Raw genomic sequence first — 22,235 nt, forward strand, 5'->3', positions numbered from 1 at the left:
CATAAGCACCTGATCAACCACCCAAGCCGGAGAACCCCCATGTCACCTGCCACCCAATATCGCGGCGCCGTCCTGGGCTCTGCCGCACTGGTGCTTGCCGTGCTGGCCAGCGCCCCGGCGTTCGCCGCCACCCCGATCAACGAAACCCGCCCGCTCGATGCCGACGGTACGCTGGAGATCGCCAACCTCAAGGGCAGCATCGAGGTCCGCGCCTGGGACCGGCCTGAAGTCCGCATCCAGGGCAGCCTCGGCGAAGGCGTCGAGAAGCTCGAGATCGACGGCGACCGCCAGCGCCTGGTGGTGCGGGTGAAGTATCCCAACGGCGGCGGCATCGGCCTGTTCGGCCGCGGCGACCGCAGCGAGCCGACCGAGCTGCGCCTGATGGTGCCGGTGCGTGCGGACCTGAACATCGACTCGGTCTCGGCCGATATCGACGTCAGCGGCGTGGCCCCGCGGGGGCTGTCGATCGACAGCGTCAGCGGCGACATTACCGTTGCCGGTGCGCCGCGCGAGGTCGACATCGACAGCGTCAGCGGCGATCTGCGACTGACGCTCAACAGCGGCGACGTCTCCATCGAGAGCGTCAGCGGTGACGTCGAGCTACGCGGCCGCCTGGACGGCCAGATCGAGGTCGAGACGGTGTCGGGGCGCATCGCGATCGACGTGCTCGAGGTCCGCGTGCGCGAGATTTCCGCTGCCTCGGTGTCGGGCAACATGCGCATCGCCACCGCGTTGGCGGCGCAGGGCGAGATTTCGCTGGAGAGTGTCAGCGGCGACCTGGAGCTGAACCTGCCGCGCGACCTTTCCGCGACGGTGCGCGGCGAAAGCTTCAGTGGCACCCTGCGCGCGCCGGACGCGCGCATCAACACCGCCCGCCACGGCCCCGGCTCGGATTTCGAGCACCGCTACGGCAGCGGCGACGGCAGGATCTCGATCGAGACCTTCTCCGGCAACGCCGCGTTGCGCATGGATTGATCGGCCAGCCGCTGCAGCGTCCTCCAGACACGGCCGCAGGGTGGGCACGCATCGCGTGCCCACCGCCGTCACATACCTTTCAGGCTCGCCTCTTCACCTGCGCAACACCCCGGTTGGCCACATGCTTCGCCCACGGCGCCATGAGGCGAGGCACATGCAGACCATCATCGAACCGGCGGAAGGGAAGCTGGGCATATTGATGCCGGGGCTGGGCGCCGTGGCAACCACGTTCATCGCCGGGGTCGAAGCGGTACGCAAGCACCTCGCCGAGCCGATCGGCTCGCTGACCCAGATGGGCAACATTCCCGTCGAACAATCCAGCGGCCCCGCCACCGGCCAGCGTCATCCCCGGATCAAGGACTTCGTGCCGCTGGCCGACCTGGACGACATCGTGTTCGGCGGCTGGGACGTCTACAGCGACAACGTGTTCGAGGCCGCCAGCCACGCCAAGGTGCTCGAACCGTCGCTGTTGGCAGCGGTCAGGACCGAGCTGGAGGCCATCCGGCCGATGAGGGCGGTGTTCGACCGGGCCTACGTGTCCAACCTGGACGGCGACCACGTCAAGCAGGCCGCCAGCAAGGCCGACCTGGCCCAGGCGGTGATGGACGACATCGAGCGCTTCGGCCGCGCCAACGACTGCTCGCGCCTGGTGATGGTCTGGTGCGCGTCGACCGAGAAATACATCGAGGCGTCGGTCGTGCATGCAACCCTGGAGAACTTCGAGCAGGGCCTGCAGGACAGCGACCCGGCGATATCGCCGTCGATGATCTATGCCTATGCCGCGATCCGGCTCGGCATCCCGTTCGTCAACGGCGCACCCAACCTGAGTTGCGATGTCCCGGCGTTGATCGAGCTGGCCGCGCGCACCGCGACACCGATCGGCGGCAAGGACTTCAAGACCGGCCAGACGCTGATGAAGACCGTTCTTGCCCCGGGCCTGCAGGCGCGGGCACTGGGAATCAGGGGCTGGTTCTCTTCCAACATTCTGGGCAACCGCGACGGCTACGTGCTGGACCACCCGGACAACTTCAGGACCAAGGAAGTCTCCAAGCTCGGCGTGCTCGACGACATCCTGCGGCCCGACCTCAATCCCGAGCTCTACGGCGGGATCCACCACCAGGTGCGGATCAACTACTACCCGCCGCACGGCGACAACAAGGAAAGCTGGGACAACATCGACATCTTCGGTTGGCTCGGCTACCCGATGCAGATCAAGATCAACTTCCTGTGCCGCGACTCGATCTTGGCCGCGCCGATCGTGCTGGACCTGGCGCTGTTCAGCGACCTGGCCAAGCGCGCCGGCCGCTCGGGCATCCAGGATTGGCTGTCGTTCTATTTCAAGTCGCCGCAAACCGCGCCGGGGCTGCGGCCGGAGCACGACATCTTCAAGCAGCTGGCCCACCTGCACGAGACCCTGCGGCAGATGATGGCAGAGGCACCGGTCGCGCCGCCGGGGCTGGCCAGTCGCCCTGAACTGGTCGAGACCCTGTGAGGCCGACCATCGAAAACTGCATGCCCGGGCGCGGCGCCGCGGTGCGTCGCGTCGCCGCGATCTGCACCGCCAGGCCCGGCCCTCCGACGACATGATCGAAGCCGTCACCTTCTGGAACGAGGCCAACAACAAGTCGCACTGGGACGTGCAGGTCGACCCGGAATGGCGGATGTACGCCGACATGGTCAGGACCGCGGCGCAGGCGCTCAAGGCCGAATGCCCGCAGGTGTTGCGGGTGCTCGGCGGCATCTCGCCGATCGATCCGTTATTTATCCAGCGCATGCAGGGCTTCGGTGCGATCGACGACCTCGATGCGGTCGCGGTGCACGGCTTCCCGCTGGACTGGAACCTCTGGCCACTGGACCAATGGGGCGCGAAGATCGCCGAGATCGAGGCGGTGACCCATCTGCCGGTCTGGGTGACCGAGGTCGGGGTCTCCAGCTTCGGCGCCGAGGAGGTCCAGGAGTTCGGCCTGCGCCGGACCGCCGAATTGCTGCTGGACCGGGTCCAGCGCGTCCACTGGTACAGCCTCTACGACCTGCCGCAGGCGTGGGAGGCGACCACCCGCCACCGCGAGGCCGAGGGCTCGTCGTATTTCCGGCATTTCCACATGGGGCTGCTGCGCGAGGACGGCTCGCCGAAACTCGCCCTGGCGCAGTTCGCCGACTACACACCGCGGATGGGCATCTGCCAGTGGTTCCACTTCGAGGACCACCGCCTCGACGACGCGGTCGACTGGCTGCGCCGGCTCGGCGTGCGCCGCGTGCGCACGGGGCTGAGCTGGGCCGACCACCTGCGGCCCGATGCCGAGCAATGGTTCGACCGGATGATGGCCGCGCTCGAGGAGTTTGAGCTCACCGTGACGTTCTGCTTCACGCCCGAATCCAGGGGCATCCAGCCGCACCACACCAGCCCGCCACGCGAGAACGCGGAGTTCACCGAGTTCTGCGTGGCGATGATGCGGCGCTACGCCTGAGCACACACGATCGCTTGGGCGATCGCCGCCGCTCAGCGCAGGCCCAGGCGCCGGACGATCTGCCCCAGAGGGCCGCGGTGGTAGGTCAGCGCGTGGTACAGCAGCGTCGCCACGCGCGCCCAGCGCAGGTACAACGCGGTGCTGCCGGTCGCGCGGCTGAGCCGGAACATCCGGTGGCTCCAGGTCGAGATCGCCCGGCGCGTGAGGTAGATCAGCTTGCGCCGCGCCGCCGGCGAGCGCGCGTCGGGCGCGACGCGCTTGCGTGGCGGCACGCCGCTGCTGCGGCGCGCGAGCCGGTAGGCCAGGCCCTCGCGGCGCTGGCGCAGGCCGGCGGCCTGGGTCTGCGCGACGAAGCCGTCGTCGACCACCTCCAGCCGCAGCCGGCCCGCCGCGAGGGCGTCGTCGATCAGCTGCGCCACCGCCGGCGAGCGCACCATCACCACGTTGGTGCCCTGCCAGTCCGAGCTATACGGCTCGACCCAGGCATCGCCGAAGGACACGTCGGCGGTCTCGGCCACCACGTCGTCGCAGAAGTTGCACGCCGGGGCCATGAAGAACCCGGCGCCCCAGTCGCCGTCGGCCAGGTGCCACCAGTCCTGGCTGACGGTGCGGCCATCGCGCAGCGTGAACCTGGCGTTGTACCAGTTGGCCGGACGCTCCGGCGCCTTGTGCCGGAACTCCACGCCCGCCACCTCATGCAGCTCGACCTCCATCTGCCGCGCCAAGCTCTCCACGAACCGGGCGCTTTTCATGTGCCCGCAAAACAGCCCCAGCGTGTAGCGTATGCGCTCCCGGAACAGCGGGTCCTTGCGCCGCAGCAGCTGCACCGCCTTGATGAAGCACGGGATACCGACCACGGCGTAGCGGCCCGGTTCGGCCGCGATTGCCTCGAGCACCTCCGACATCTCGACCGGGTAGTACCGGGACTGCGCGCCGGCGCGGACATCGCGTGCACTGCGCGAGATCCGGTAGCGGAAGAACCGCCCCTCCCGATCGGGCTGCTCGGCCGCGACGACGTGGGCGACCGCGTCGATCATGCCCTTACGCAGCAACTCGGTCGCCACCCAGCTGACCATGCCCCCGGAGCTGCCGCGCAGCCGGAAGTCCTGCTCGGCGACATGGCCGACATACGCCGCCTCGAAACGCCCGACCCCGGCGCTGCGCTGCGGCGCTTGGGGAAACAGCTCGGCGGCGAGCCGGTCCTCGTCGAGGGCTGCCGGTGAGAACGGACAGGTACTGGCGAAGTCCTCCGGTCCATGGCGCAGCCATTCGCTCGGTCCGGCCGGGCGGAGCAGTCCGTGGGCATCGAACTGCATCGACGCCGCGGCTGCGCCGGACCTGCCGGCGCAACTGCCGCAGCCGATGCACAGGCCGGAGCGAACGATGTCGGCAGGACCGGGTGCGGCGTTCATCCGGCCTGCGGCGGGGCGGCCAGTGCGCGGTCGAGGTAACGGGCCGAGCTGCTGCGGAAGTGCTCGATCCGCTGGAGCATCGCGGCGCCGGGCGGCGCGTCCAGCAGGCGGCCGCATCCGCCTGCCGGTGCGCCTTCGGCCAACAGGTGGTGCTGCCCGCCGACGGTGGCCATCAGGCCCCGCAGCTTGTTGCTGCGGTAACGCGACTCCTCGCAGGCGAAAGGCTTGGCGTTGCGCAGCGCGAACACGCAACCATGGAAGAAATTGGTCACCACCGCTTCGGCCCCGGCGATGAACGGCGCGAACTCGTGCGGCCCGGCGCCGATCCACTGACGGTCGGCCCAATCGTTGCGGTAGCCGATGCTGATCACCGGCAGCTTCTTGCGCCGCGCCCACTGCCGGACCTGCTCCACGAAAGATTTGGAAAAGCTGTGGCCGTACAGGGCGAGATAACGCGCCGGCAGTGGTTGGCCCTCGGGCTCGAGACCCTCGCTCGCGAGCGGCCCTCCAAGTGGAAACTGCAGGCACGGATCGAGCACCACCTCCGGCTGCACCCCCAGCGCCTGCTCGACGATGGCGCGGGACGACTGATCGCGCACCGAAATGGACTCGAAGTTGCGCAGCTTCTCGGCCCAGGCCGGCTCCAGTCCGCACCAACCGTCGTAGTTGCCGAAGCTGGCCGCATACGACACCAGGCGCTGCCCGCCCACGCCGTCGCCGTAGAACAACGCGCAGCGCCCATACCACGGGTGCAGCAGGTTCCACACCTCGTCACTGCCGACCACCACCACGTCGCAGCGCTCCATCCGGGCAGGTGCATCCAGCGGTGCATCCAGTGGAAACCGCGTCGACAGCGGCAGCGCGGCAATGGCGCGGAAGAACCGCAGAATCTTCTCGCGGTAACGCGGGTAGTCCGCCTTCGGCGTCGCCTCCGGCAGGGTCGGGCGGAACGCGCACTTCCATTCGGCCAGGTCGATCCGACGCGAGGCGTGATCCAGGATGACCACGTCGTGGCCGCGCGCGCGCAGTCCTTCGGCCAGGCAGCGTGCCTGCCAGTAGCTCCCGTAGTTGATGCAGCGATGGAAGGTGAGGATCCCGATTTTCACCACGCTCATCCCGGAAATGGTGTGATCGCTTTACCGTGCGTGCTCTGGCGCGTGCGGCTTCACCCGTACGGCATCGCCCCGGGCGGCATCAGGGCGTCTCCGACCCACCCACGAGTGGTGCCCGCAACCTGCCAGTGAATGCCAGTGACCAGGTTTCTTCTGATCCGCCATGCCGCCATCGCCTCGTCCGGCAAGTCCCTCGCCGGACGCATGGTCGGCGTGCACTTGGACCAACGCGGTCGCCGCCAGGCACGCGCGCTGGCCGAACAATTGGCGGGCGCGAGCATCGCCGCGCTCTACAGCAGTCCGCTGGAGCGCGCCGTCGAAACCGCCGAACCGATTGCCACGCTACTCGGGCTTCCGGTCGTGACCTGTGAAGACTTCCTCGAGCTCGCGTTCGGCCAGTGGACCGACCGTACGTTCGATGAGCTCGCCACGGACCCGCGGTTTGAATGCTTCAACACGTTGCGCAGTTGCGCGCCGGTGCCCGATGGCGAGTTCATGCTGCAGGCCCAGGCACGCATGATCATCGGACTTGAAAAGCTGCGCCTCCGGCACCCCCAGACGACCGTGGTCGTGGTCAGCCACGGTGACCTGATCAAGGCCGCGATCGCGCACTACGCCGGCATCCCGCTGGACCTGTTCCAGCGCATCGAGATCGGGCTGGCCTCGACCAGCATCGTGGAAGTCGATGATCGCGTGATCCGGATTCTCGCGGTCAATGCCGGCGGCACGACCCTGTGGGGCGAAGATCCCGAATGACCCTTCCGTAGGGGTGGCACGCCTCCACCCGCCTCAGACCGGCTTGGCCACCATCAGGTAGAAGATCGCCAGGAACGCCAACAGCGCCGGAAACCCGAGCGCCACCCACACCCGGAAGCACCGCCAGTACGCCGGCGGCAGCGGGACGTCGTCGCGCACGGCGGCGCGGGCGATGTCGCGCATGCGCATCTGCAGCCAGATCACCGGCAGCCAGCACGCGGTCGCGAGCGCGTACAGCACCAGCGACCACGTGATCCAGCGCATCTGCAGCGGCATGCCGGCCAGGTGCAGCAGATAGAAGCCGCTGGCCGGCTGGAACACGATGGTCGTTGCGGTGAACAGCCAGTCGGCGGTCACCACATGACCGGCTACCACCGCGACCACCCGCGGGTCACGGCCGAGGCTGCTGACCAGCAGGTAGAACGCCGAGCCGATGCCGGTGCCGAACAGCAGCGTCGAGGACAGGATGTGCAACCACAACACGATCGTGTACTCGTTCAAGTACCCGCTCATGCCCGCTCCTCGGTCTCGTGCAGCAGCCAGATGGCCGCGAGTATCGGCAGGTTCTTGAGAATCGGCCCGTAGGGGTGCAGCCAGAACCCGGGCAGGTGCCAGGTGATGATCGCGGTGTAGGCCAGGATCACCAGCAGCTGCGCCTGATACAGCCGGCGCCGTCGCCGCATCAACAGGGTCGCCGCGCCGAACGCCAGGTCGAGCGTCGCCCCGGCATACAACGCGAACAGCCCGAGCCCGCCGGTGATGCCGGTGCGCGCGAGCAGCGCCAGGCTGTCATCGACCGGATACACCCCGATCGACAGCACGCCGGTCACCAGCCACACCAGCGCGACGCTGAGCCGCAGCAGCGGCAGCCACAGGCGCAGTTGCGCCGAGCAGCGCAGCGCCGGCGCCGCGGCCGCGCCGATGAAAGCGTCGGCCGAGTGCGGTGGGCGTCCGAGCAGGCGGCTGATCGGCGCGGGGTCGGCGCAGTTGCCGCGCTCGAGCATGCGCAAGGTGTCGGCGTCGGCAAGGCTGCCGGGCAGCTTCGCGCCGATCGCGACCGCCGCGCGCACCAGCGGCATCGGCACCGGCAGGAAGCGCGCGCGGCTCAGGCCGAGCCCGCCGCGCAGCGCCGCCAGGTATGCGCGCAGGGTCAGCGATTGCGGCCCGACCAGTGCCACCCGCGACGGCGGCGCGGTGGCTTCGAGCAGGCGCAGCACCGCTGCGCACACGTCGTCGAGGTGTACCGGCTGCACGCACTGCAGTCCGCGCCCTGGCAAAGGGATCAACGGCAGCGCGGCGGCGGCGCTGAACATCCGCGTGCTGGCGCCATGCGGCCCGAAAATCAGCGATGGCTGCACCACCACCGCCGACAACGGCAACGACAGCAGGTGCTCGTCGGCGGCGTGCTTGCTCCGGTGGTAGCCGCTGCCGGCGTGGGCGTCGGCGCCCAGTGCGGAGATCTGCAGCACCCGGCTCACCTGCGCCTGCACGCAGGCGTCGAACAACGCGCGCGGCGCCTCGACGTGCACGCTCTGGAAGGTCTGGTCGCCGTGCTCGCGCAGGATGCCGACCGCGTTGATCACCGCATCGACCCCAGTCAACCGCGGCCGCCAGTCCTCCGCGGCGAGATCGCGGGTGAAGTCGACGGCGATCATGGTGTCGCCGGCGTGCGGCGGCGGCTGCGGATGGCGCACAGCCAGCACCAGCTCATGCCCGGCCGCGCGCAACGCGTCGGCCAGCGCCGCGCCGAGGAATCCGCTGGCACCGGTCAGCAGCACGCGCACGAAACGGACCTCGCTCGCGGCACCGGGCACGCGCGCGCCGGCGCACCTGCGCCCGAGTCGGGGCCTGGCGACATCCGGCCGCGCACCGGCCGCGGGCCTGCGGCGGACATGTCGGGACTCCGGCGGACAGGGGTCACCACTGTCGTCGGCCACCGCGCAACGTGCGGTGAAAGCCGGCATCGGCGCGCACCGCACTAGAATGGTGCGATGCCGCCGCGCCCCGCCGAACCCGACCTCGACGCCCTCACCACGCCGCTGGTGTGGGCCGACGAGGACGGCCGGATCGCCGATGGCAACCAGGCGTTCGCGCGCTGGCTCGGCGTCGGCGTGCGGCGGCTGCGCGGCACCGCGCTGGCCGCGCTTGACGGCGATGGCCGCTTCGCCGCGGCGCTGACGCGGCTGGCCGGCGAGACCATGCCGCTGCGGCTGCGCCGCGCGCGCCTGCGCTACCCCGACGCCGAGGACCGGTTTGCCGACCTGTGGCTGAGCCGGCACGCCGACGGCGGCGTCCTGCTGGAGGTACACCCGGTCGACGAGTTTCCCGGCGAGGACCCGGCGCTGCTGTTGCCTTCGGCGCTGTCGGCCGCGCTCAAGGGCCTGGCGCATGAGCTGCGCAATCCGCTGGCCGGGGTCAAGGGCGCGGCGCAGTTGCTGGCGCGGCGCGTCGACGACGCCGAGGGCCGCGAGCTGGTCACCCTGATCGATGACGAGGTCGCGCGGCTGAGCGCGCTGCTGGACCAGTTGCTGAGCCCGTCGCCGCCGCGCGCGCACGCGCCGCTGAATATCCACGCCGTGCTCGAGCGCGTGTTGCGCCTGGCCGAGAGCGACGCCGGCTGGGCGGTGCGGCTGGTGCGCGACTACGACCCGAGCCTGCCTGAACTGCCGGGCGATCCGGACCGGCTGGTCCAGGCGGTATGGAACCTGGTTCGCAACGCGATCGAGGCCGGCGCCGGCAGCGTAACCCTGCGCACCCGCGCCGAGCACGCGCTGCGCATCGGTGATGAAGTCCATGCCATCGCGCTGCGCCTGGAGATTGCCGACGACGGCCGCGGCGTGCCCGAGGCGTTGGCCGAGCGCCTGTTCCTGCCGCTGGTGTCGGGCCGCGCCGAAGGCAGCGGCCTCGGTCTGGCGCTGGCGCAGCAGGTGGCACGCGAGCACCGCGGCTCACTGGCGTACCGCTCGCGCCCGGGGCATACGGTATTCACGGTGCTGTTGCCGATGGGCGGCGAAGCGGAAGCGACGCAATGAGCGGCACGGCTGAAAGCCGACGTCGTAACCTGCCGGAGGTCGCAGCATGACCACTGCCCGCATCTGGATCGTCGACGACGACCGCAGCATCCGCTTCGTGCTGAGCGCTGCGCTGCGCGCGGCCGGTTACACCATCGAGGCCTTCGAGAACGCCGCCGACGCGCTGGCCGCGCTGGGCGAGGGCGGCGCGCCCGACCTGATCTTCACCGACGTGCGCATGCCCGGCGACGACGGCCTGGTGCTGCTGGACAAGCTCAAGGCGCGCGCGCCGCAGCTGCCGGTGATCGTGATGAGCGCCTACACCGACGTTGCCAGCACCGCCGGCGCATTCCGCGGGGGTGCGCATGAGTTCCTGTCCAAACCGTTCGACCTGGACCACGCGGTCGCACTGGCGGCACGCACCCTGGGCGACGCGCACGATGCGGGCGAGCGCACGCTGCCCGAGTCCGGTGCCGCGCCTGGCGGCCAGGCTCTGATCGGCCACAGCGCGGCGATGCAGACGCTGTTTCGCGCGATCGGCCGGCTGGCCCAGGCGCCCTTGTCGGTGCTGATCATCGGCGAGACCGGCACCGGCAAGGAGCTGGTCGCCCGCGCGCTGCACCGGGAGTCGCCGCGCGCCTCGCGGCCCTTCGTCGCGCTCAACACCGCGGCGATTCCCTCGGAGTTGCTCGAGTCGGAGCTGTTCGGCCACGAGGCCGGCGCGTTCACCGGTGCGCAACGGCGCCACCCCGGGCGCTTCGAGCAGGCCGACGGCGGCACGCTGTTCCTGGACGAAATCGGCGACATGCCGCTGCCGTTGCAGACCCGGCTGCTGCGGGTGCTGGCCGAAGGCGAATTCTTCCGCGTCGGCGGCCGCGAGCTGATCCGGGTCGACGTGCGGGTGGTCGCCGCGACCCACCAGGATCTGGAGGCGCTGGTAGCGGACGGCCGATTCCGCGCCGACCTGCTGCACCGGCTCGACGTGGTGCGGCTGCGGCTGCCGCCGCTGCGCGAACGGCGCGAGGACGTACCGCGGCTGGCCGAACGTTTCCTGGCGGTGGCCGCCGGCAAGTTCAAGGCGCCGGTCAAGCGCCTGAGCCGGCCGGCGGTGGAGCGCCTGCTCGCGCATCCCTGGCCCGGCAACGTGCGTGAGCTGGAGAACCTGTGCTGGCGGCTGGCGGCGCTGGCGCCGAGCGACGCGATCGGGCTGGCCGATGTCGACGACGCATTCGGCCACGCCGTGTCCCAGCCTTCTGCCGACTGGGATGCGCAGCTGCGGGCATGGACGCGCGAGCAGTTGGACGCCGGTACACGTGACATCCACGCGACCGCACGCGAACGCCTCGACCGAGTGCTGCTTGAAGCCGCACTCGAGCACACCGGCGGCCGCCGGGCCGAGGCCGCTGCACGGCTGGGCTTGGGCCGCAACACCCTGAGCCGCAAACTCAAGCCGGCGCCGCCACGGGGCTGACGCCTCTACTGGTCTGTTCACCCAACCTGAACCGGACGCGGGCTAGCGTGCGGCGAGGATTTACCTTTATCCCGACCATTTCCGCCAAGGAGATTTCCATGAAGACCGTCCTGCTCGCCAGCCTCTGCGCCGTGGGCCTGATCGGCTGCAGCTCGGCGCCACCGGCTTCCGACGCGCCCGGTGCGCCCGCGCCCGCCCCTGCGTCGGTGCCGGTGTCGACCGCCGAGTCGGCCACGGTCAACCTCGCCTCGGCCTCCGGCAGCCTGGTCAGCGGCACGCTCAACCTGGTGCCGACACCCGACGGCGTGCGCGTGGCCGGCGAGGTCGGCGGCCTCACCGCCAACAGCAGCCACGGGATCCACATCCACGAGAACGGTGACTGCAGCGCGGCCGATGCCAGCAGCGCCGGTGGCCACTTCGCCCCGGCCGGCAACCCGCATGGCAAGGTCGATACCCCGACCCACCACGCCGGCGACATGAACAACATCTCGGCCAATGCCGAGGGCGTGGCGCAGGTCGATGGGCACGCACGCAACGTGACCCTGGGAGGCGGCGCGGCCAATGACCTCGCCGGCCGCGCGGTCATCGTGCACGCGCAGCCCGATGACTACAGCAGCCAGCCGTCCGGCGACGCCGGCGCGCGGGTCGCCTGCGGCGTGATCAGGGTCGACGGCTGAGGCTGCCGGCTGACTGCGCCGGCATGTCCGCAGCCACGGCGCTACGATGACCGCATGACCTGCCTGCGCATCCGTGACGCCCACGCCGGTGACCGCGACCTGCTCGCCGACTGGGCGGTCGCGATGGCGTGGGAAACCGAACACAAGAACCTCGATCCCGACACCACCCGCGCCGGGGTCGCAGCCGGCCTCGGCGACGCCGCGAAGGCGCGCTACTACGTCGCGATGCAGCAGGCCGAGGTCGCCGGCGGCGAAACCATCGCGCTGCCGGTCGGCACGCTGATGCTGACCCGCGAATGGAGCGACTGGCGCAACGGCGACTGGTGGTGGATCCAGAGCGTGTACGTGCCGCCCGAACACCGCCGCCATGGCGTGTTCGCAGCGCTGTACCGGCACGTCGAGCAGCTGGCGAAAAAGACGCCTGGCGTGGTCGGTCTGCGCCTGTACGTGGAGCGCGACAACGACAGGGCGCAGCGCACCTACCATGCACTTGGGATGGAGGATGCCGGCTACCGGATCTTCGAGCAGGAATTCCCCAGGCCCGATTGAAGCGTCGCCGGAGGCTCCTGTAGGAGCGGCTTCAGCCGCGAGCTCTCGCTCATCGTCGCGGCGAATTGAAAGGCTCGCGGCTGAAGCCGCTCCTACGAAAAGCGCTGGTCTACCGCAGCAAGTCGCGGCAATCCCCGGCGTGGTCGCAATGCACGAACGTCACCGGCACCGCATGCGCGTGCAGTACCGCGGCAAACTGGCGCTGGCGCGCTTCGAAATGCTGGTGCCGGCGGTGCAGGCGTTCGCGCGCCTGGTCGGTGTCGCATGGCGCTTCGGCGGCGTAGCGCGCCTGCCACGCGTGCGGCGAGAACAATGCGATGCGGGCCTCGCCGCCGGCGTAGCGCAGCAGCGGCTCGGGCGGGTTGTCGAGCCACTCTTCGGCATCGGGCTGCAGCAGCGCGGTTTCCAGCAGCGGCCACAGCGGCGCGAGGCCGGCATGGTCGTACTGCATCGCCATCATCGCGGCCAGGTCGTGCACGGTGAGGTAGCGCGCGTGCTCGACCTGCAGGCCGAACGCGGCCTGCGCGGCGAGGGCAGTGCCGGCGCCGGCCATGCCGCGCTCGAGCAGGTCCGACTCCAGCTCGGCGCCGACCCGCGCCACGGTGTCGGCATCGCCACCGAGCACGAACGGCATCAGCCGCAGCGGCCCGCCGGCGTAGTCGGGCGACGGCGCCAGGCTGCCGGGCAACTGGTCCTGGTGCGCGCCGAATGCGATCACCCGGCTGCGCGCGTCGCCGGGCGCGCGGGCGGCAAGCTGGTCGAGTTCGCGATGCAGCGGCCAGCCCGGGCGCAGCATCTCGACCGGGTCATAGTGCGCGCCGACGGTGACCAGCTCCAGTGCCGCGGCTTCGGCCGAAAACGTGGCGAGGTCGCGTGCGACCAGGGCGCCCAGCTCGCCGACCTGCGCCTGCGCCAGCGCCGCGCGTGCCACCGCCGCGTCGCCCTTCAGTTCCAGTGCCAGTGCGCCTAGGACGTGCAGGGCGGCGGGGCGGTCGGTGTAGCTCTGGGTCATTGCGGCCTTGTGATTGCGATGGCAGTTTCGATACGCAGGCGTTTGGTCACCTGCGGACGCGGCGCTACACTTGTTTTTCATTATGCCCCGACACCATTGCCGGCAGGCTGTCCAAGCGTTCTCTGCGAGGTGATCCGATGCGCCCAGTCCGTCCCGTCGCCGTGCTCGGTGGCGTCCGCATTCCTTTTTGCCGGCAGAACACCGCGTACGCGGACGTCGGCAATCTCGGCATGTCGGTGCGCACGCTGGGAGCGCTGGTGGAGCGGTTCGGGCTGCACGGCCAGCAGCTCGGCGAGGTCGCGATGGGCGCGGTGATCAAGCACAGCAACGACTGGAACCTCGGCCGCGAGGCGGCGTTGTCCTCGGGCTTGTCGCCGCTGACGCCGGGCATCACCCTGCAGCGCGCGTGCGGCACCTCGCTGGATTCGATCATCACCGTGGCCAACAAGATCGCCACCGGCCAGATCGAGTCGGGCATCGGCGGCGGGTCCGACAGCACCTCCGACGTGCCGATCGTCTATGGCAAGTCGCTGCGGCGGCGCCTGCTGGCCGCCGCCGCGGCCAAGGCGCCGCGCGACAAGCTCGCCGCGTTCAAGGGCTTTGCGCTGCGCGAACTCAGGCCGGAGTTTCCCGGCGTGGCCGAGCCGCGTACCGGCAAGAGCATGGGCGAGCACTGCGAGGACATGGCCAAGGAGTGGAACATCTCGCGCGACTCGCAGGACGAGTGGGCGCTGAGTTCGCATCGCAAGCTGGCGGCTGCGTACGAGCGCGGCTTCTTCGACGACCTGGTGGTGAGCTTTCGCGGCGTGTCGCGCGACAACAACCTGCGCGCCGACAGCACGCTGGAGAAGCTGGCCTCGCTCAAGCCGGCGTTCGACCGCAGCTCCGGCCGCGGCACCCTGACCGCGGCCAATTCGACGCCGCTGACCGATGGCGCCTCGGCGTGCCTGCTCGGCTCGGAGGAATGGGCGCAGAAGCATGGCCACGAGGTGCTGTGCCACCTGCGCGATGCGCAGACCGCCGCGGTCGACTTCGTCCATGGCGAAGGCCTGCTGATGGCACCTACCATCGCCGTGCCGGAAATGCTCCGGCGCAACGGGCTGGCGCTACAGGATTTCGATTTCTACGAGATCCACGAGGCGTTCGCCGCGCAGGTGCTGTGCACCTTGCGTGCGTGGGAGAGCGAGGAGTACTGCCGCCACCGGCTCGGCCGCGAGGCGCCGCTGGGTCGGATCGACCCCGCCCGAATCAATCCCAACGGCTCGTCGCTGGCCACGGGCCATCCGTTCGCCGCGACCGGCGCACGGATCGTCGCGAGCGCGGCCAGGGAACTCAAGGCCCGTGGCGGCGGCCGCTGCCTGGTGTCGATCTGCACCGCCGGCGGCATGGGCGTGGTCGCGATCCTGGAGCGCTGAGCCGGGTATCTTCTCTTGCAGCCGTAGGGTAGGCACGCTTGCTGTGCCCACCATCGGCGTGGCGATGAGAATGACGGGCGGTGGGCACCAAAAGCGTGCCCACCCTACGAGTGGCGCAGAGAGAGCAGCGTGGCGCGCCTCGCGGCGACGGCCGCTGCCGGCTCCGGCTCGCGTTGCTCCGGACATGCAGGACTGCCGCGGTTGCGCCCGACTTACACCGGCCGCTCACGGGTCTGCAGCGATCATCACTTCGTTCTCAAGTTATGAGACCACTGCCGGGACAATCAACGTATGAACTTCTCCGCTGACGAACTGCGCAACGAACTGGACCGCCTCGACGCGACGATGACGCAGACTGTCCGCCGGGCCGGTGGTGGGCTGGAGCCCGACTTCGAGCGCCGACTCGACACCCATCTGCGTAGCTTGCGGGCGATGCTGGTCGGCGACGGGACAACCGCCGCCGCCGACGTTATCGAGGCGGCCAAGCGCGCGATCAACTCCGCCGATCCGGCCGCGCCGCTGATGATGCTGGCAATGGCACGCGAGACCCTCGCCGCGGTGGCGCGCCGGCAGATCACGCGCGCGACCGCGCCGGACCTCGCGGCGTAACGGCGGCGCGTGCATGCTGCATTTCCGATGGGCGGGCCATCGGCGACAATGACGCTCCCTCGCCACTGCCCTGCTCGCCTATGACCCGTCTGTCGCAGCCGCCTGCCATGTCCCTCTCCGAGTCGGCTGCCGCGCCGGCCCCGGAGCCACCCGGCACGCCGGCACAGGCGCCGGTGTCACTGACCCGTTTCCTGCTCGAGGCGCAACGCGCCGGCGCCATCACCCCGGACCTGCGGCTGCTGGTGGAAGTCGTCGCGCGGGCCTGCAAGACGATCTCGATCGCGGTCGGCAAGGGCGCGCTGGGCGGCGTGCTCGGGGACGCCGGCAGCCCCGGCGCCGCCAGCATCAACATCCAGGGCGAGGCGCAGAAGAAGCTCGACGTGCTGTCCAACGAGATCCTGCTCGAAGCCAACGCCTGGGGCGGTCACCTGGCCGCCCTGGCCTCCGAGGAGATGGACCACAGCCAGCCGGTCTCCGACGCCTACGGGCGCGGTAATTACCTATTGCTGTTCGACCCGCTGGACGGCTCGTCCAACATCGACGTCAACATCTCGGTCGGCACGATCTTCTCGGTGCTGCGCTGCCCGAAGGACGTGACCACGCCGGGCGACGAGCACTTCCTTCAGCCGGGCAGCGCGCAGGTCGCCGCCGGCTACTGCACCTACGGGCCAAGCACGATGCTGGTGCTGACCATCGGCCACGGCACCCATGCGTTCACGCTGGACCGCGAGGTCGGCAGCTTCATGCTGACCACGCGCGACATGCGCATTCCCGAGCAGACCCGCGAGTTCGCGGTCAACATGTCCAACCAGCGCTTCTGGGAAGCGCCGATGCAGGCCTACGTCGGCGACCTGCTGGCCGGCACCGAAGGCCCGCGCGGCAAGGACTTCAACATGCGCTGGGTGGCTTCGATGGTGGCCGACGTGCACCGCATCCTGACCCGCGGCGGCATCTTCAGCTATCCCCTCGACCGCAAGTGCGCAGCACAAGGCGGCAAGCTGCGGCTGATGTACGAGGCCAACCCGATGAGCCTGTTGATAGAGCAGGCCGGCGGCGCGGCGAGCACCGGGCGTCAGCGGATGCTGGAGGTGCAGCCGGAGCACCTGCACCAGCGCGTGCCGGTGTTCCTCGGCAGCAGGCAGGAAGTCGAGGCGGCAGTGGAGTACCACCGCCGGGCCGACCAGGACGAGGCGGAATCCCGCGCCTGAGTCCGACGGGGTCGCGATCCGCGCCCGCGCAGACGCCGGAGCTTGAGCGCACGTGGCCGGCGCATCGCCGCCTGCGGCGCTCCTGCAAGCCTGGGCCGCGTGCGAGCATGGCCGCTTGCGCCGTCATTCCTTCAGGAGCCCGCATGTCTGCCGACCCCGCCCCGCTGCACGACTTCATCGAGCTCTATCCGGACGCACTCGCGCCGGACACCTGCCAGGCGCTGGTCGAGCGCTTTGCCGCAAGCCCCGACAGCGCGCCCGGCCGGGTCGGCAGCGGGGTGATGCCGCAACTGAAGGACAGCCGCGATCTCACCATCAGCGGCCGTACCGACTGGCGCGAGGCGGAGGCGGCACTCAACACCGCCGTGTTCACCGGACTGATGACTTACCTGCGGCGTTATCCGCACACCCTGATCGCACCGCTGATGCTGGAAACCCCGGACCCGGACGGCTCGCGCCACCGGCTGACCGCCGAGCGCGTGCACGCGATGCCCGACGCAGCCCTGGCCGACGTCATCAAGACGGTGCTGCGGCCCGGCGCGATCAACCTGCAGCGTTACAGCGCCGGTCGTGGCGGCTATCCCTATTGGCACTGCGAGTTGTACCCGCGCGACCGCTCGGCCGAGACGCTGCACCGGCACCTGCTGTGGACGATGTATCTCAACGATGGGTTCGAGGAAGGCGAGACCGAGTTCCTGTACCAGCAGCGCAAGATCGCGCCGCGTACCGGTTCGCTGCTGATCGCGCCGGCCGCATTCACCCACACCCATCGCGGCAACCGGCCGCAGGGTGGCGACAAGGTCATCGCAACAAGTTGGGTGCTGTTCCAGCGCGCCGAGCGGCTGTACGGGGGCAGTTGATTTTTCGATCGCCAGATCGCCGCGATGACGCCGCCGTTGCTGTTGCTTTTGCGTTCGCCGTTGACGTCAACGCCAACTAATCCATTTCGTAACGCCACAGTGGCGAGGTGGATCGGTGACGTTGGGGATCAACGGCAACGGCAGCTGCAGCGGCTCGCGACGGCGACCGCGACGGCGGATCTACATCATCAGGATGGCGATCAGCGTTCGCTGGCATGGCGACGTGGCGCCGAGCCGGTCAGGACCGTCCAGTCGGGTCAGGTCAGTCAGGTCAGAGCGCCGGACAGAGCGGCAGCAATCAGCTACGCAGTGCGCGGATGGTTCAGCACCAGCCAGTACAGGCCGACCTGCTTGACCGCCCATACGAACTGCTCGAAATCCACCGGCTTCTGGATGTAGCTGTTCACGCCCAGCGCGTAGCTGGCCTCGACATCGAACGGCTCGGCGCTGGTGGTCAGCACCACCACCGGCAGCGTGCGGGTGGCCTCGCTGCCGCGGATGGCCTGCAGCACTTCGCGGCCGTCGACCTTGGGCAGGTTGAGGTCCAGCAGCACGATCGACGGCAGCTCGGACGCGTCGCGGTCGGCGTACTTGCCGCGTGCGAACAGGTAGTCCAGCGCCTCGGCGCCGTCACCGACCACCACCAGCCGGTTGGCGACCTTCGCCTCCTCGAACGCGAGCCGGGTCAGCTCGACGTCATCGGGGTTGTCTTCGACCAGCAGGATTTCCTTGTGCATCGATTGCTTTCCAGATTGCGCTCAACGCCCCATTAGACATCAGCCGCGGGGGCGGCAGGTAACTGCAGGTGAAACGTGCTGCCGGAGCCCGGCACCGATTCGGCCCGGATGCCGCCGCCGTGGCGTTCGGCGATGCGCTGGGCGATGGCCAGGCCGAGGCCATGGCCGCCGCCCTGGTCGGGACCGTGCAGGCGCTGGAACGGCTCGAACAGCTTGTGCGCATAGCGCATGTCAAAGCCGCTGCCGGTGTCGCGCACGTGCAGCCGTAGCCCGCGCACGTCGGACTTCCCGCCGACCTCGACGTGCGGCGGCTCGCTGCCGCGCGAGAATTTCCAGGCGTTGCCGATCAAATGGGCGAGCATCAGCTTGAGCAGGCGTTCGTCACCGTATCCACACAACCCCGGCTGCACCTGGACCTGGCCGCTCCGCTCAGGCTCGGCCTCCTGCAGTTCGGCGGCGACCCAGTCGGCCAACAGGCTCAGGTCGACCGCCGCGGGCTTCATCTCGGCGCGGGTGGCGTAGGACAGCTCGCTCAGTGCGGCCAGCAGGCTGCTCATGCGCGAGGCGGCGGCGCGGATGCGGTCGAGGTGATCCCGGCCGGTCTCGTCGAGCTGCTGGTGGCAACGCTCGGCCAGCCGCTCGGAAAAACTCTCGATCGAGCGCAACGGCGCCCGCAAGTCGTGCGAGACCGCGTCGACGAACATCTGCAACTGCCGGTTGGAGGCGTCCAGCGGGTGCTCGCGCGAGGCTGAGCTGGCCCGCAGCTCCGCCTCCGCGGGGTTCTGCTCGCTGACATCGCGCAGTTGCACCAGCAGGTACTGCGGCGCACCGCTCGCATCGCGCATCAGCGCGAGGTGGGCGTGTGTCCACACCGTGTGTCCGTCGCGGTGCAGGTAGCGCTGCTGTGCATCGAGCGTTTCCTGCTCGCCGGCCACCAGCGCGTCCAATGCCGCCGCCGAGCGCGCGGCATCGTCGGGATGGGTGAAATCGGCGGCCGGCCACCCGACCATCTCTTCGGCGGAATATCCGAGCATCCGTTCGAGCGCCGGATTGACCTCGACCCAGCGCCGCCGCAGGTCGACGATCGCCGTGCCGATGCCGGATGCGGCCATTGCCAGGCGGAAGCGGTCGTTTCCGGCATCGCCGGTGCGCGGTTCGGACAAGAAGATCACCAGTTCCCGAGTGAACGAAAAGTGTAGCGACCTCCGCCGTGATAGCGCGGTAGACATCTCGCGAGCGTCCCGGCGGGGCTGCCGATGCAATATCACCCTTTTGCGATATCCCCCACAATGCCGGCCATGGAGCTGCCCCAGATCATCTTCCTGCTGATCCTCGCCGGTGCGCTGTACCTGTTCATCAGTGAGCGCCTGCGGGTGGACGTGACCGCGATGCTGACGCTGCTGGCGCTGGTGGTCAGCGGCGTGCTCGATTCGGAGCAGGCGTTGTCGGGTTTCGCCAGCGAGCCGGCGATCATCGTCGCGGCGGTGTTCGTGATTTCCGGCGGCCTGGCCGCCACCGGCATCACCGAGCGCATCGGCCAGTGGGTCGGCCAGGCCAGCGGCAGGAGCGAGAGCCGCGCGGTCGCGGTGGTGATGCCGACGGTCGCGGCGTTGTCATCGTTCACCCACCACGTGATGGTGACCGCGATGATGCTGCCGATCCTCACCCGCCATGCCAAGGCGCAACGCCTGTCGGCCTCGCGCCTGCTGATGCCGATGTCGTTTGCGGCCTCGCTCGGCACCACCCTGACCCTGGTCAGCGCACCGGCGTTCCTGCTGGCCAACGACCTGATCCAGCGTAGCGGGGCGCCGGGCCTGGGGATCTTCTCGATCACGCCGATCGGCCTTGCGCTGGTGCTGATCGGCATGGCCTACATGCTGCTCGCGCGCTGGCTGCTGCCCAAGCGTGGCGGCGAAACCGGCGACGACGAATACCTGCGACTGGACCGCTACCGCACCGAGCTGCTGATCGTCGACGGCTCGCGTTGGAACACGCGGCCATTGGCCGAGCTGCAGAAGGCGCTGGGCGACCGCTTCCGCATGCTCGGCTGGCTGCGCGACGGTGTCCTGCGCCGCGACCTCGGCGACAGCAGCCGGTTGCTCAAGGGCGACGTGTTGCTGGTGGAGGCCTCGGCCGATGCCCTGGCCTCGCTGCACGACGACCAGGGCCTGGCCTTGCGCGCCATCGCGCGTTTTGGCGACACCGCGACCGGCGAGGGCGAACCCCAGCTGGTGCAGGCCGTGGTCGCGCCGGGTTCGGAATTCATCGGCCGCAGCATCCGCGAGCTGGATTTCTCGCGCCAGTTCCACGCGGTGATCGCCGGCCTGTGGCGCCGAGGCGGAGCGATCACGCTGCGGCTGGCCGACGCGCGCCTGCGCGAGGGCGACCTGCTGGTGTTATGGGGCCGGCCCTCGCGCTTCACCGAGTTGGCCGCGCACCATGGTTTTCTGATGCTGGTGCCGTTCGCCGGCGAGGCCAAGCGGCGCGTGCGTGCACCGCTGGCGCTGGGGATCCTGGCGTTGACCGTGTTGGCCGCAGCGGCCGAATGGCTGCCGCCGGCACTGGCCTTCCTGTTCGGCGCGGTGGCGATCGTCGCCACGCGCTGCGTCGACATCGGCCAGGCCTACCGCGAAATCGACGTGCGCGTGTTCGTGATGATCGCCGGCGTGATCCCGCTGGGCATCGCGATGGAGCAGACCGGTACCGCGCAGTTGCTGGCGCAGGGATTGCTGCAAGTGGTCGCGCAATGGCCGGCGCTGGCGGTGCTGCTGGTGATGTTCTCGATCGCCGGCCTGCTGACCCAGATACTCTCGGATGCGGCGACCACGGTGCTGCTCGGTCCGATCGCGGTGTCGCTTGCGCACTCGCTGGGCCTGCCGCCGACTCCGTTCGTGGTCTGCACCGCCTTGGGCGCGGTGGCGTCGTTCCTTACACCTATCGGCCACCACGGCAACTTGCTGATTTTGGGGCCGGGCCAGTACCGCTTCACCGACTTCCTGCGCATGGGGCTGCCGCTGACGGTGCTGATCGCGCTGGTCAGCGCGTGGATGGCGCGTTGGTTGTGGTTGGACGGGCCGCTGTGGCCGTTCACAATCTGATACCCACTTCGGGGTGTGGCCAGCCGCGCTGCTGCGGTCATCCAACCTCGGGTGCCATTGCCGTCATTCCAGCGACCCGCTGGGAGTCAATTTGACCCTGCCGCTGCCGCGGTTGCTGTTGCTGTTGCTGCAACGCAAATCAAACAACGCCGCCCCTCCGGGGTCGGGACTTCATCCGTTTTTATTGACACCGATGTTTTATCACGCCGACAACTCGAATTGCACCGGTGATTGGAACCCAAGGCTGGAGTGCAATCGCTGTCGGTTGTAGTACGGGATGTAGTCGTGAATGACGCGCCGCAGTTCCCGGTCGTGGTCGAATCGAACCCCGTGGTAGACGTCGCTTTTCATTGACTTGAAGAACGATTCCATCGCCGCGTTGTCAGTGACGTACCGCGGTCGGTTCATGCTTTGCAGCACGCCCAAAGCCTGCAGCCGCCGCCGGAACGCGTAGCTGGCGAACTCGCTGCCCCGGTCGCTGTGGAAGACCAGTCCGAGTGATGGTCGGCGCGCCTGTACCGCACGATTGAGCGCAGCCAGCGTCAAAGCCACGTCGCGCCGCATCCCCATCGCCCAGCCCACCACGCGACGCGAGTAGCGGTCCATGACCACCGCCAGGTACCGCCAACCGTCGCGCACCTTCAAGTACGTCACGTCCCCCACCCAGACCTGGTCGAGGCGCGAGGGCGGGGCGTCCAGTTGCCTGTTCGGCACGCTCCCGTAGAACACCTTGTGACCGACGTGTCGCCGGTAAAGCTTGGCACTACGAGCTTTCAGGCCGTGCTCGCGCATCAGCCGGGCGATGCGCTTGTTGCTAACGGCGATTCCTTCGTCACGCAGCACTGCGTGCACCCGCGGACTGCCG

General features: G+C 69.4%; 21 protein-coding genes. 13 read left to right on the forward strand and 8 right to left on the reverse strand.

The window, feature by feature from the left end:
• Positions 1-39 precede the first annotated feature (39 nt).
• The 3 genes from ACJQWM_RS11335 to ACJQWM_RS11345 all read left to right on the forward strand — a co-directional run bounded on the left by ACJQWM_RS11335 (position 40) and on the right by ACJQWM_RS11345 (position 3,443).
• Entirely contained in the window at positions 40-975 is a 936-nt protein-coding gene (locus ACJQWM_RS11335) for a DUF4097 family beta strand repeat-containing protein (RefSeq protein WP_332706400.1), read from the forward strand.
• Positions 976-1,129: 154 nt separating this feature from the next.
• The gene (locus ACJQWM_RS11340; protein WP_332706397.1) at positions 1,130-2,467 is read left to right on the forward strand and encodes an inositol-3-phosphate synthase; all 1,338 of its coding nucleotides are present in this window, start codon (positions 1,130-1,132) and stop codon (positions 2,465-2,467) included.
• A 91-nt stretch (positions 2,468-2,558) separates the two neighbouring features.
• Complete coding sequence (locus ACJQWM_RS11345; protein WP_332706394.1) at positions 2,559-3,443, forward strand: glycoside hydrolase 5 family protein; 885 nt, start codon at positions 2,559-2,561, stop codon at positions 3,441-3,443.
• Positions 3,444-3,475: 32 nt separating this feature from the next.
• On the opposite strand, the gene ACJQWM_RS11350 is transcribed toward ACJQWM_RS11345, so the two are convergent.
• Both ACJQWM_RS11350 and ACJQWM_RS11355 read right to left on the reverse strand, forming a co-directional pair.
• Positions 3,476-4,855 carry a Coenzyme F420 hydrogenase/dehydrogenase, beta subunit C-terminal domain gene (locus ACJQWM_RS11350; RefSeq protein WP_411306834.1) on the reverse strand — a complete coding sequence of 460 codons (1,380 nt, stop codon included), beginning with the start codon at positions 4,853-4,855 and terminating at the stop codon, positions 3,476-3,478.
• Positions 4,852-5,970 carry a polysaccharide pyruvyl transferase family protein gene (locus ACJQWM_RS11355; RefSeq protein ID WP_332707933.1) on the reverse strand — a complete coding sequence of 373 codons (1,119 nt, stop codon included), beginning with the start codon at positions 5,968-5,970 and terminating at the stop codon, positions 4,852-4,854. Before ACJQWM_RS11355 ends, ACJQWM_RS11350 begins: the two co-directional genes overlap by 4 nt.
• Before the next feature lie 135 nt (positions 5,971-6,105).
• On the opposite strand from ACJQWM_RS11355, the gene ACJQWM_RS11360 reads away from it, so the two are divergent.
• A complete protein-coding gene (locus ACJQWM_RS11360) occupies positions 6,106-6,723 on the forward strand; it encodes a histidine phosphatase family protein (RefSeq protein ID WP_332707931.1) in 618 nt (205 codons plus the stop codon).
• A gap of 33 nt (positions 6,724-6,756) precedes the next feature.
• Here the strand turns inward: ACJQWM_RS11360 and ACJQWM_RS11365 are convergent, their stop codons facing one another.
• The gene (locus ACJQWM_RS11365) at positions 6,757-7,236 is read right to left on the reverse strand and encodes a DUF2269 family protein (protein WP_332707929.1); all 480 of its coding nucleotides are present in this window, start codon (positions 7,234-7,236) and stop codon (positions 6,757-6,759) included.
• Positions 7,233-8,537, reverse strand: coding sequence for an SDR family oxidoreductase (locus ACJQWM_RS11370; protein WP_411306835.1), 1,305 nt, complete (start codon positions 8,535-8,537; stop codon positions 7,233-7,235). Before ACJQWM_RS11370 ends, ACJQWM_RS11365 begins: the two co-directional genes overlap by 4 nt.
• Positions 8,538-8,714: 177 nt before the next feature.
• Here ACJQWM_RS11370 and ACJQWM_RS11375 point away from each other — a divergent pair, with 177 nt between their 5' ends.
• The 4 genes from ACJQWM_RS11375 to ACJQWM_RS11390 all read left to right on the forward strand — a co-directional run bounded on the left by ACJQWM_RS11375 (position 8,715) and on the right by ACJQWM_RS11390 (position 12,431).
• Complete coding sequence (locus ACJQWM_RS11375) at positions 8,715-9,755, forward strand: two-component system sensor histidine kinase NtrB (protein WP_411306836.1); 1,041 nt, start codon at positions 8,715-8,717, stop codon at positions 9,753-9,755.
• Positions 9,756-9,801: 46 nt separating this feature from the next.
• Positions 9,802-11,205 carry a nitrogen regulation protein NR(I) gene (gene ntrC / locus ACJQWM_RS11380; RefSeq protein WP_332707527.1) on the forward strand — a complete coding sequence of 468 codons (1,404 nt, stop codon included), beginning with the start codon at positions 9,802-9,804 and terminating at the stop codon, positions 11,203-11,205.
• A 92-nt stretch (positions 11,206-11,297) separates the two neighbouring features.
• The gene (locus ACJQWM_RS11385) at positions 11,298-11,882 is read left to right on the forward strand and encodes a superoxide dismutase family protein (protein ID WP_411306841.1); all 585 of its coding nucleotides are present in this window, start codon (positions 11,298-11,300) and stop codon (positions 11,880-11,882) included.
• Positions 11,883-11,936: 54 nt separating this feature from the next.
• A complete protein-coding gene (locus ACJQWM_RS11390) occupies positions 11,937-12,431 on the forward strand; it encodes a GNAT family N-acetyltransferase (RefSeq protein WP_411306837.1) in 495 nt (164 codons plus the stop codon).
• Positions 12,432-12,540: 109 nt separating this feature from the next.
• On the opposite strand, the gene ACJQWM_RS11395 is transcribed toward ACJQWM_RS11390, so the two are convergent.
• Positions 12,541-13,443, reverse strand: coding sequence for a hypothetical protein (locus ACJQWM_RS11395; protein WP_332707521.1), 903 nt, complete (start codon positions 13,441-13,443; stop codon positions 12,541-12,543).
• A 122-nt stretch (positions 13,444-13,565) separates the two neighbouring features.
• Here ACJQWM_RS11395 and ACJQWM_RS11400 point away from each other — a divergent pair, with 122 nt between their 5' ends.
• The 4 genes from ACJQWM_RS11400 (at position 13,566) to ACJQWM_RS11415 (ending at position 17,535) form a co-directional block, all read left to right on the forward strand.
• The gene (locus ACJQWM_RS11400; RefSeq protein ID WP_411306842.1) at positions 13,566-14,858 is read left to right on the forward strand and encodes an acetyl-CoA C-acetyltransferase; all 1,293 of its coding nucleotides are present in this window, start codon (positions 13,566-13,568) and stop codon (positions 14,856-14,858) included.
• 291 nt (positions 14,859-15,149) lie between these two features.
• Entirely contained in the window at positions 15,150-15,467 is a 318-nt protein-coding gene (locus ACJQWM_RS11405; RefSeq protein WP_332707516.1) for a hypothetical protein, read from the forward strand.
• A gap of 107 nt (positions 15,468-15,574) precedes the next feature.
• Positions 15,575-16,675, forward strand: a complete 1,101-nt coding sequence (locus ACJQWM_RS11410) for a class 1 fructose-bisphosphatase (RefSeq protein ID WP_332707513.1) — start codon at positions 15,575-15,577, stop codon at positions 16,673-16,675.
• Between the two features lie 143 nt (positions 16,676-16,818).
• A complete protein-coding gene (locus ACJQWM_RS11415) occupies positions 16,819-17,535 on the forward strand; it encodes a 2OG-Fe(II) oxygenase (RefSeq protein ID WP_332707510.1) in 717 nt (238 codons plus the stop codon).
• A gap of 302 nt (positions 17,536-17,837) precedes the next feature.
• Here the strand turns inward: ACJQWM_RS11415 and ACJQWM_RS11420 are convergent, their stop codons facing one another.
• Both ACJQWM_RS11420 and ACJQWM_RS11425 read right to left on the reverse strand, forming a co-directional pair.
• Entirely contained in the window at positions 17,838-18,272 is a 435-nt protein-coding gene (locus tag ACJQWM_RS11420; protein ID WP_332707508.1) for a response regulator, read from the reverse strand.
• A gap of 32 nt (positions 18,273-18,304) precedes the next feature.
• Positions 18,305-19,435, reverse strand: a complete 1,131-nt coding sequence (locus ACJQWM_RS11425) for a sensor histidine kinase (RefSeq protein WP_332707503.1) — start codon at positions 19,433-19,435, stop codon at positions 18,305-18,307.
• A 135-nt stretch (positions 19,436-19,570) separates the two neighbouring features.
• Between ACJQWM_RS11425 and ACJQWM_RS11430 the strand changes: the two genes are divergently transcribed.
• Positions 19,571-21,370 (forward strand): SLC13 family permease, encoded by a 1,800-nt coding sequence (locus tag ACJQWM_RS11430; RefSeq protein ID WP_411306838.1) that lies wholly within the window; start codon positions 19,571-19,573, stop codon positions 21,368-21,370.
• A 201-nt stretch (positions 21,371-21,571) separates the two neighbouring features.
• On the opposite strand, the gene ACJQWM_RS11435 is transcribed toward ACJQWM_RS11430, so the two are convergent.
• A partial coding sequence (locus tag ACJQWM_RS11435) for an IS3 family transposase (RefSeq protein WP_411306839.1) occupies positions 21,572-22,235 on the reverse strand: 664 nt, incomplete at its 5' end.

It is taken from the genome of Novilysobacter longmucuonensis (genome assembly GCF_046600735.1).
Taxonomy (GTDB): Bacteria; Pseudomonadota; Gammaproteobacteria; order Xanthomonadales; family Xanthomonadaceae; genus Novilysobacter_A; species Novilysobacter_A longmucuonensis.

What these genes read in the sequence shown, in the direction of transcription:
- ACJQWM_RS11335 (WP_332706400.1), top strand. Translation starts at nt 40, where the DNA reads ATGTCACCTGCCACCCAATATCGCGGCGCCGTCCTGGGCTCTGCCGCA.
- ACJQWM_RS11340 (WP_332706397.1), top strand. Translation starts at nt 1,130, where the DNA reads ATGCAGACCATCATCGAACCGGCGGAAGGGAAGCTGGGCATATTGATG.
- ACJQWM_RS11345 (WP_332706394.1), top strand. Translation starts at nt 2,559, where the DNA reads ATGATCGAAGCCGTCACCTTCTGGAACGAGGCCAACAACAAGTCGCAC.
- ACJQWM_RS11350 (WP_411306834.1), bottom strand. Translation starts at nt 4,855, where the DNA reads ATGAACGCCGCACCCGGTCCTGCCGACATCGTTCGCTCCGGCCTGTGC.
- ACJQWM_RS11355 (WP_332707933.1), bottom strand. Translation starts at nt 5,970, where the DNA reads ATGAGCGTGGTGAAAATCGGGATCCTCACCTTCCATCGCTGCATCAAC.
- ACJQWM_RS11365 (WP_332707929.1), bottom strand. Translation starts at nt 7,236, where the DNA reads ATGAGCGGGTACTTGAACGAGTACACGATCGTGTTGTGGTTGCACATC.
- ACJQWM_RS11375 (WP_411306836.1), top strand. Translation starts at nt 8,715, where the DNA reads ATGCCGCCGCGCCCCGCCGAACCCGACCTCGACGCCCTCACCACGCCG.
- ntrC (WP_332707527.1), top strand. Translation starts at nt 9,802, where the DNA reads ATGACCACTGCCCGCATCTGGATCGTCGACGACGACCGCAGCATCCGC.
- ACJQWM_RS11390 (WP_411306837.1), top strand. Translation starts at nt 11,937, where the DNA reads ATGACCTGCCTGCGCATCCGTGACGCCCACGCCGGTGACCGCGACCTG.
- ACJQWM_RS11395 (WP_332707521.1), bottom strand. Translation starts at nt 13,443, where the DNA reads ATGACCCAGAGCTACACCGACCGCCCCGCCGCCCTGCACGTCCTAGGC.
- ACJQWM_RS11405 (WP_332707516.1), top strand. Translation starts at nt 15,150, where the DNA reads ATGAACTTCTCCGCTGACGAACTGCGCAACGAACTGGACCGCCTCGAC.
- ACJQWM_RS11410 (WP_332707513.1), top strand. Translation starts at nt 15,575, where the DNA reads ATGTCCCTCTCCGAGTCGGCTGCCGCGCCGGCCCCGGAGCCACCCGGC.
- ACJQWM_RS11415 (WP_332707510.1), top strand. Translation starts at nt 16,819, where the DNA reads ATGTCTGCCGACCCCGCCCCGCTGCACGACTTCATCGAGCTCTATCCG.
- ACJQWM_RS11420 (WP_332707508.1), bottom strand. Translation starts at nt 18,272, where the DNA reads ATGCACAAGGAAATCCTGCTGGTCGAAGACAACCCCGATGACGTCGAG.
- ACJQWM_RS11430 (WP_411306838.1), top strand. Translation starts at nt 19,571, where the DNA reads ATGGAGCTGCCCCAGATCATCTTCCTGCTGATCCTCGCCGGTGCGCTG.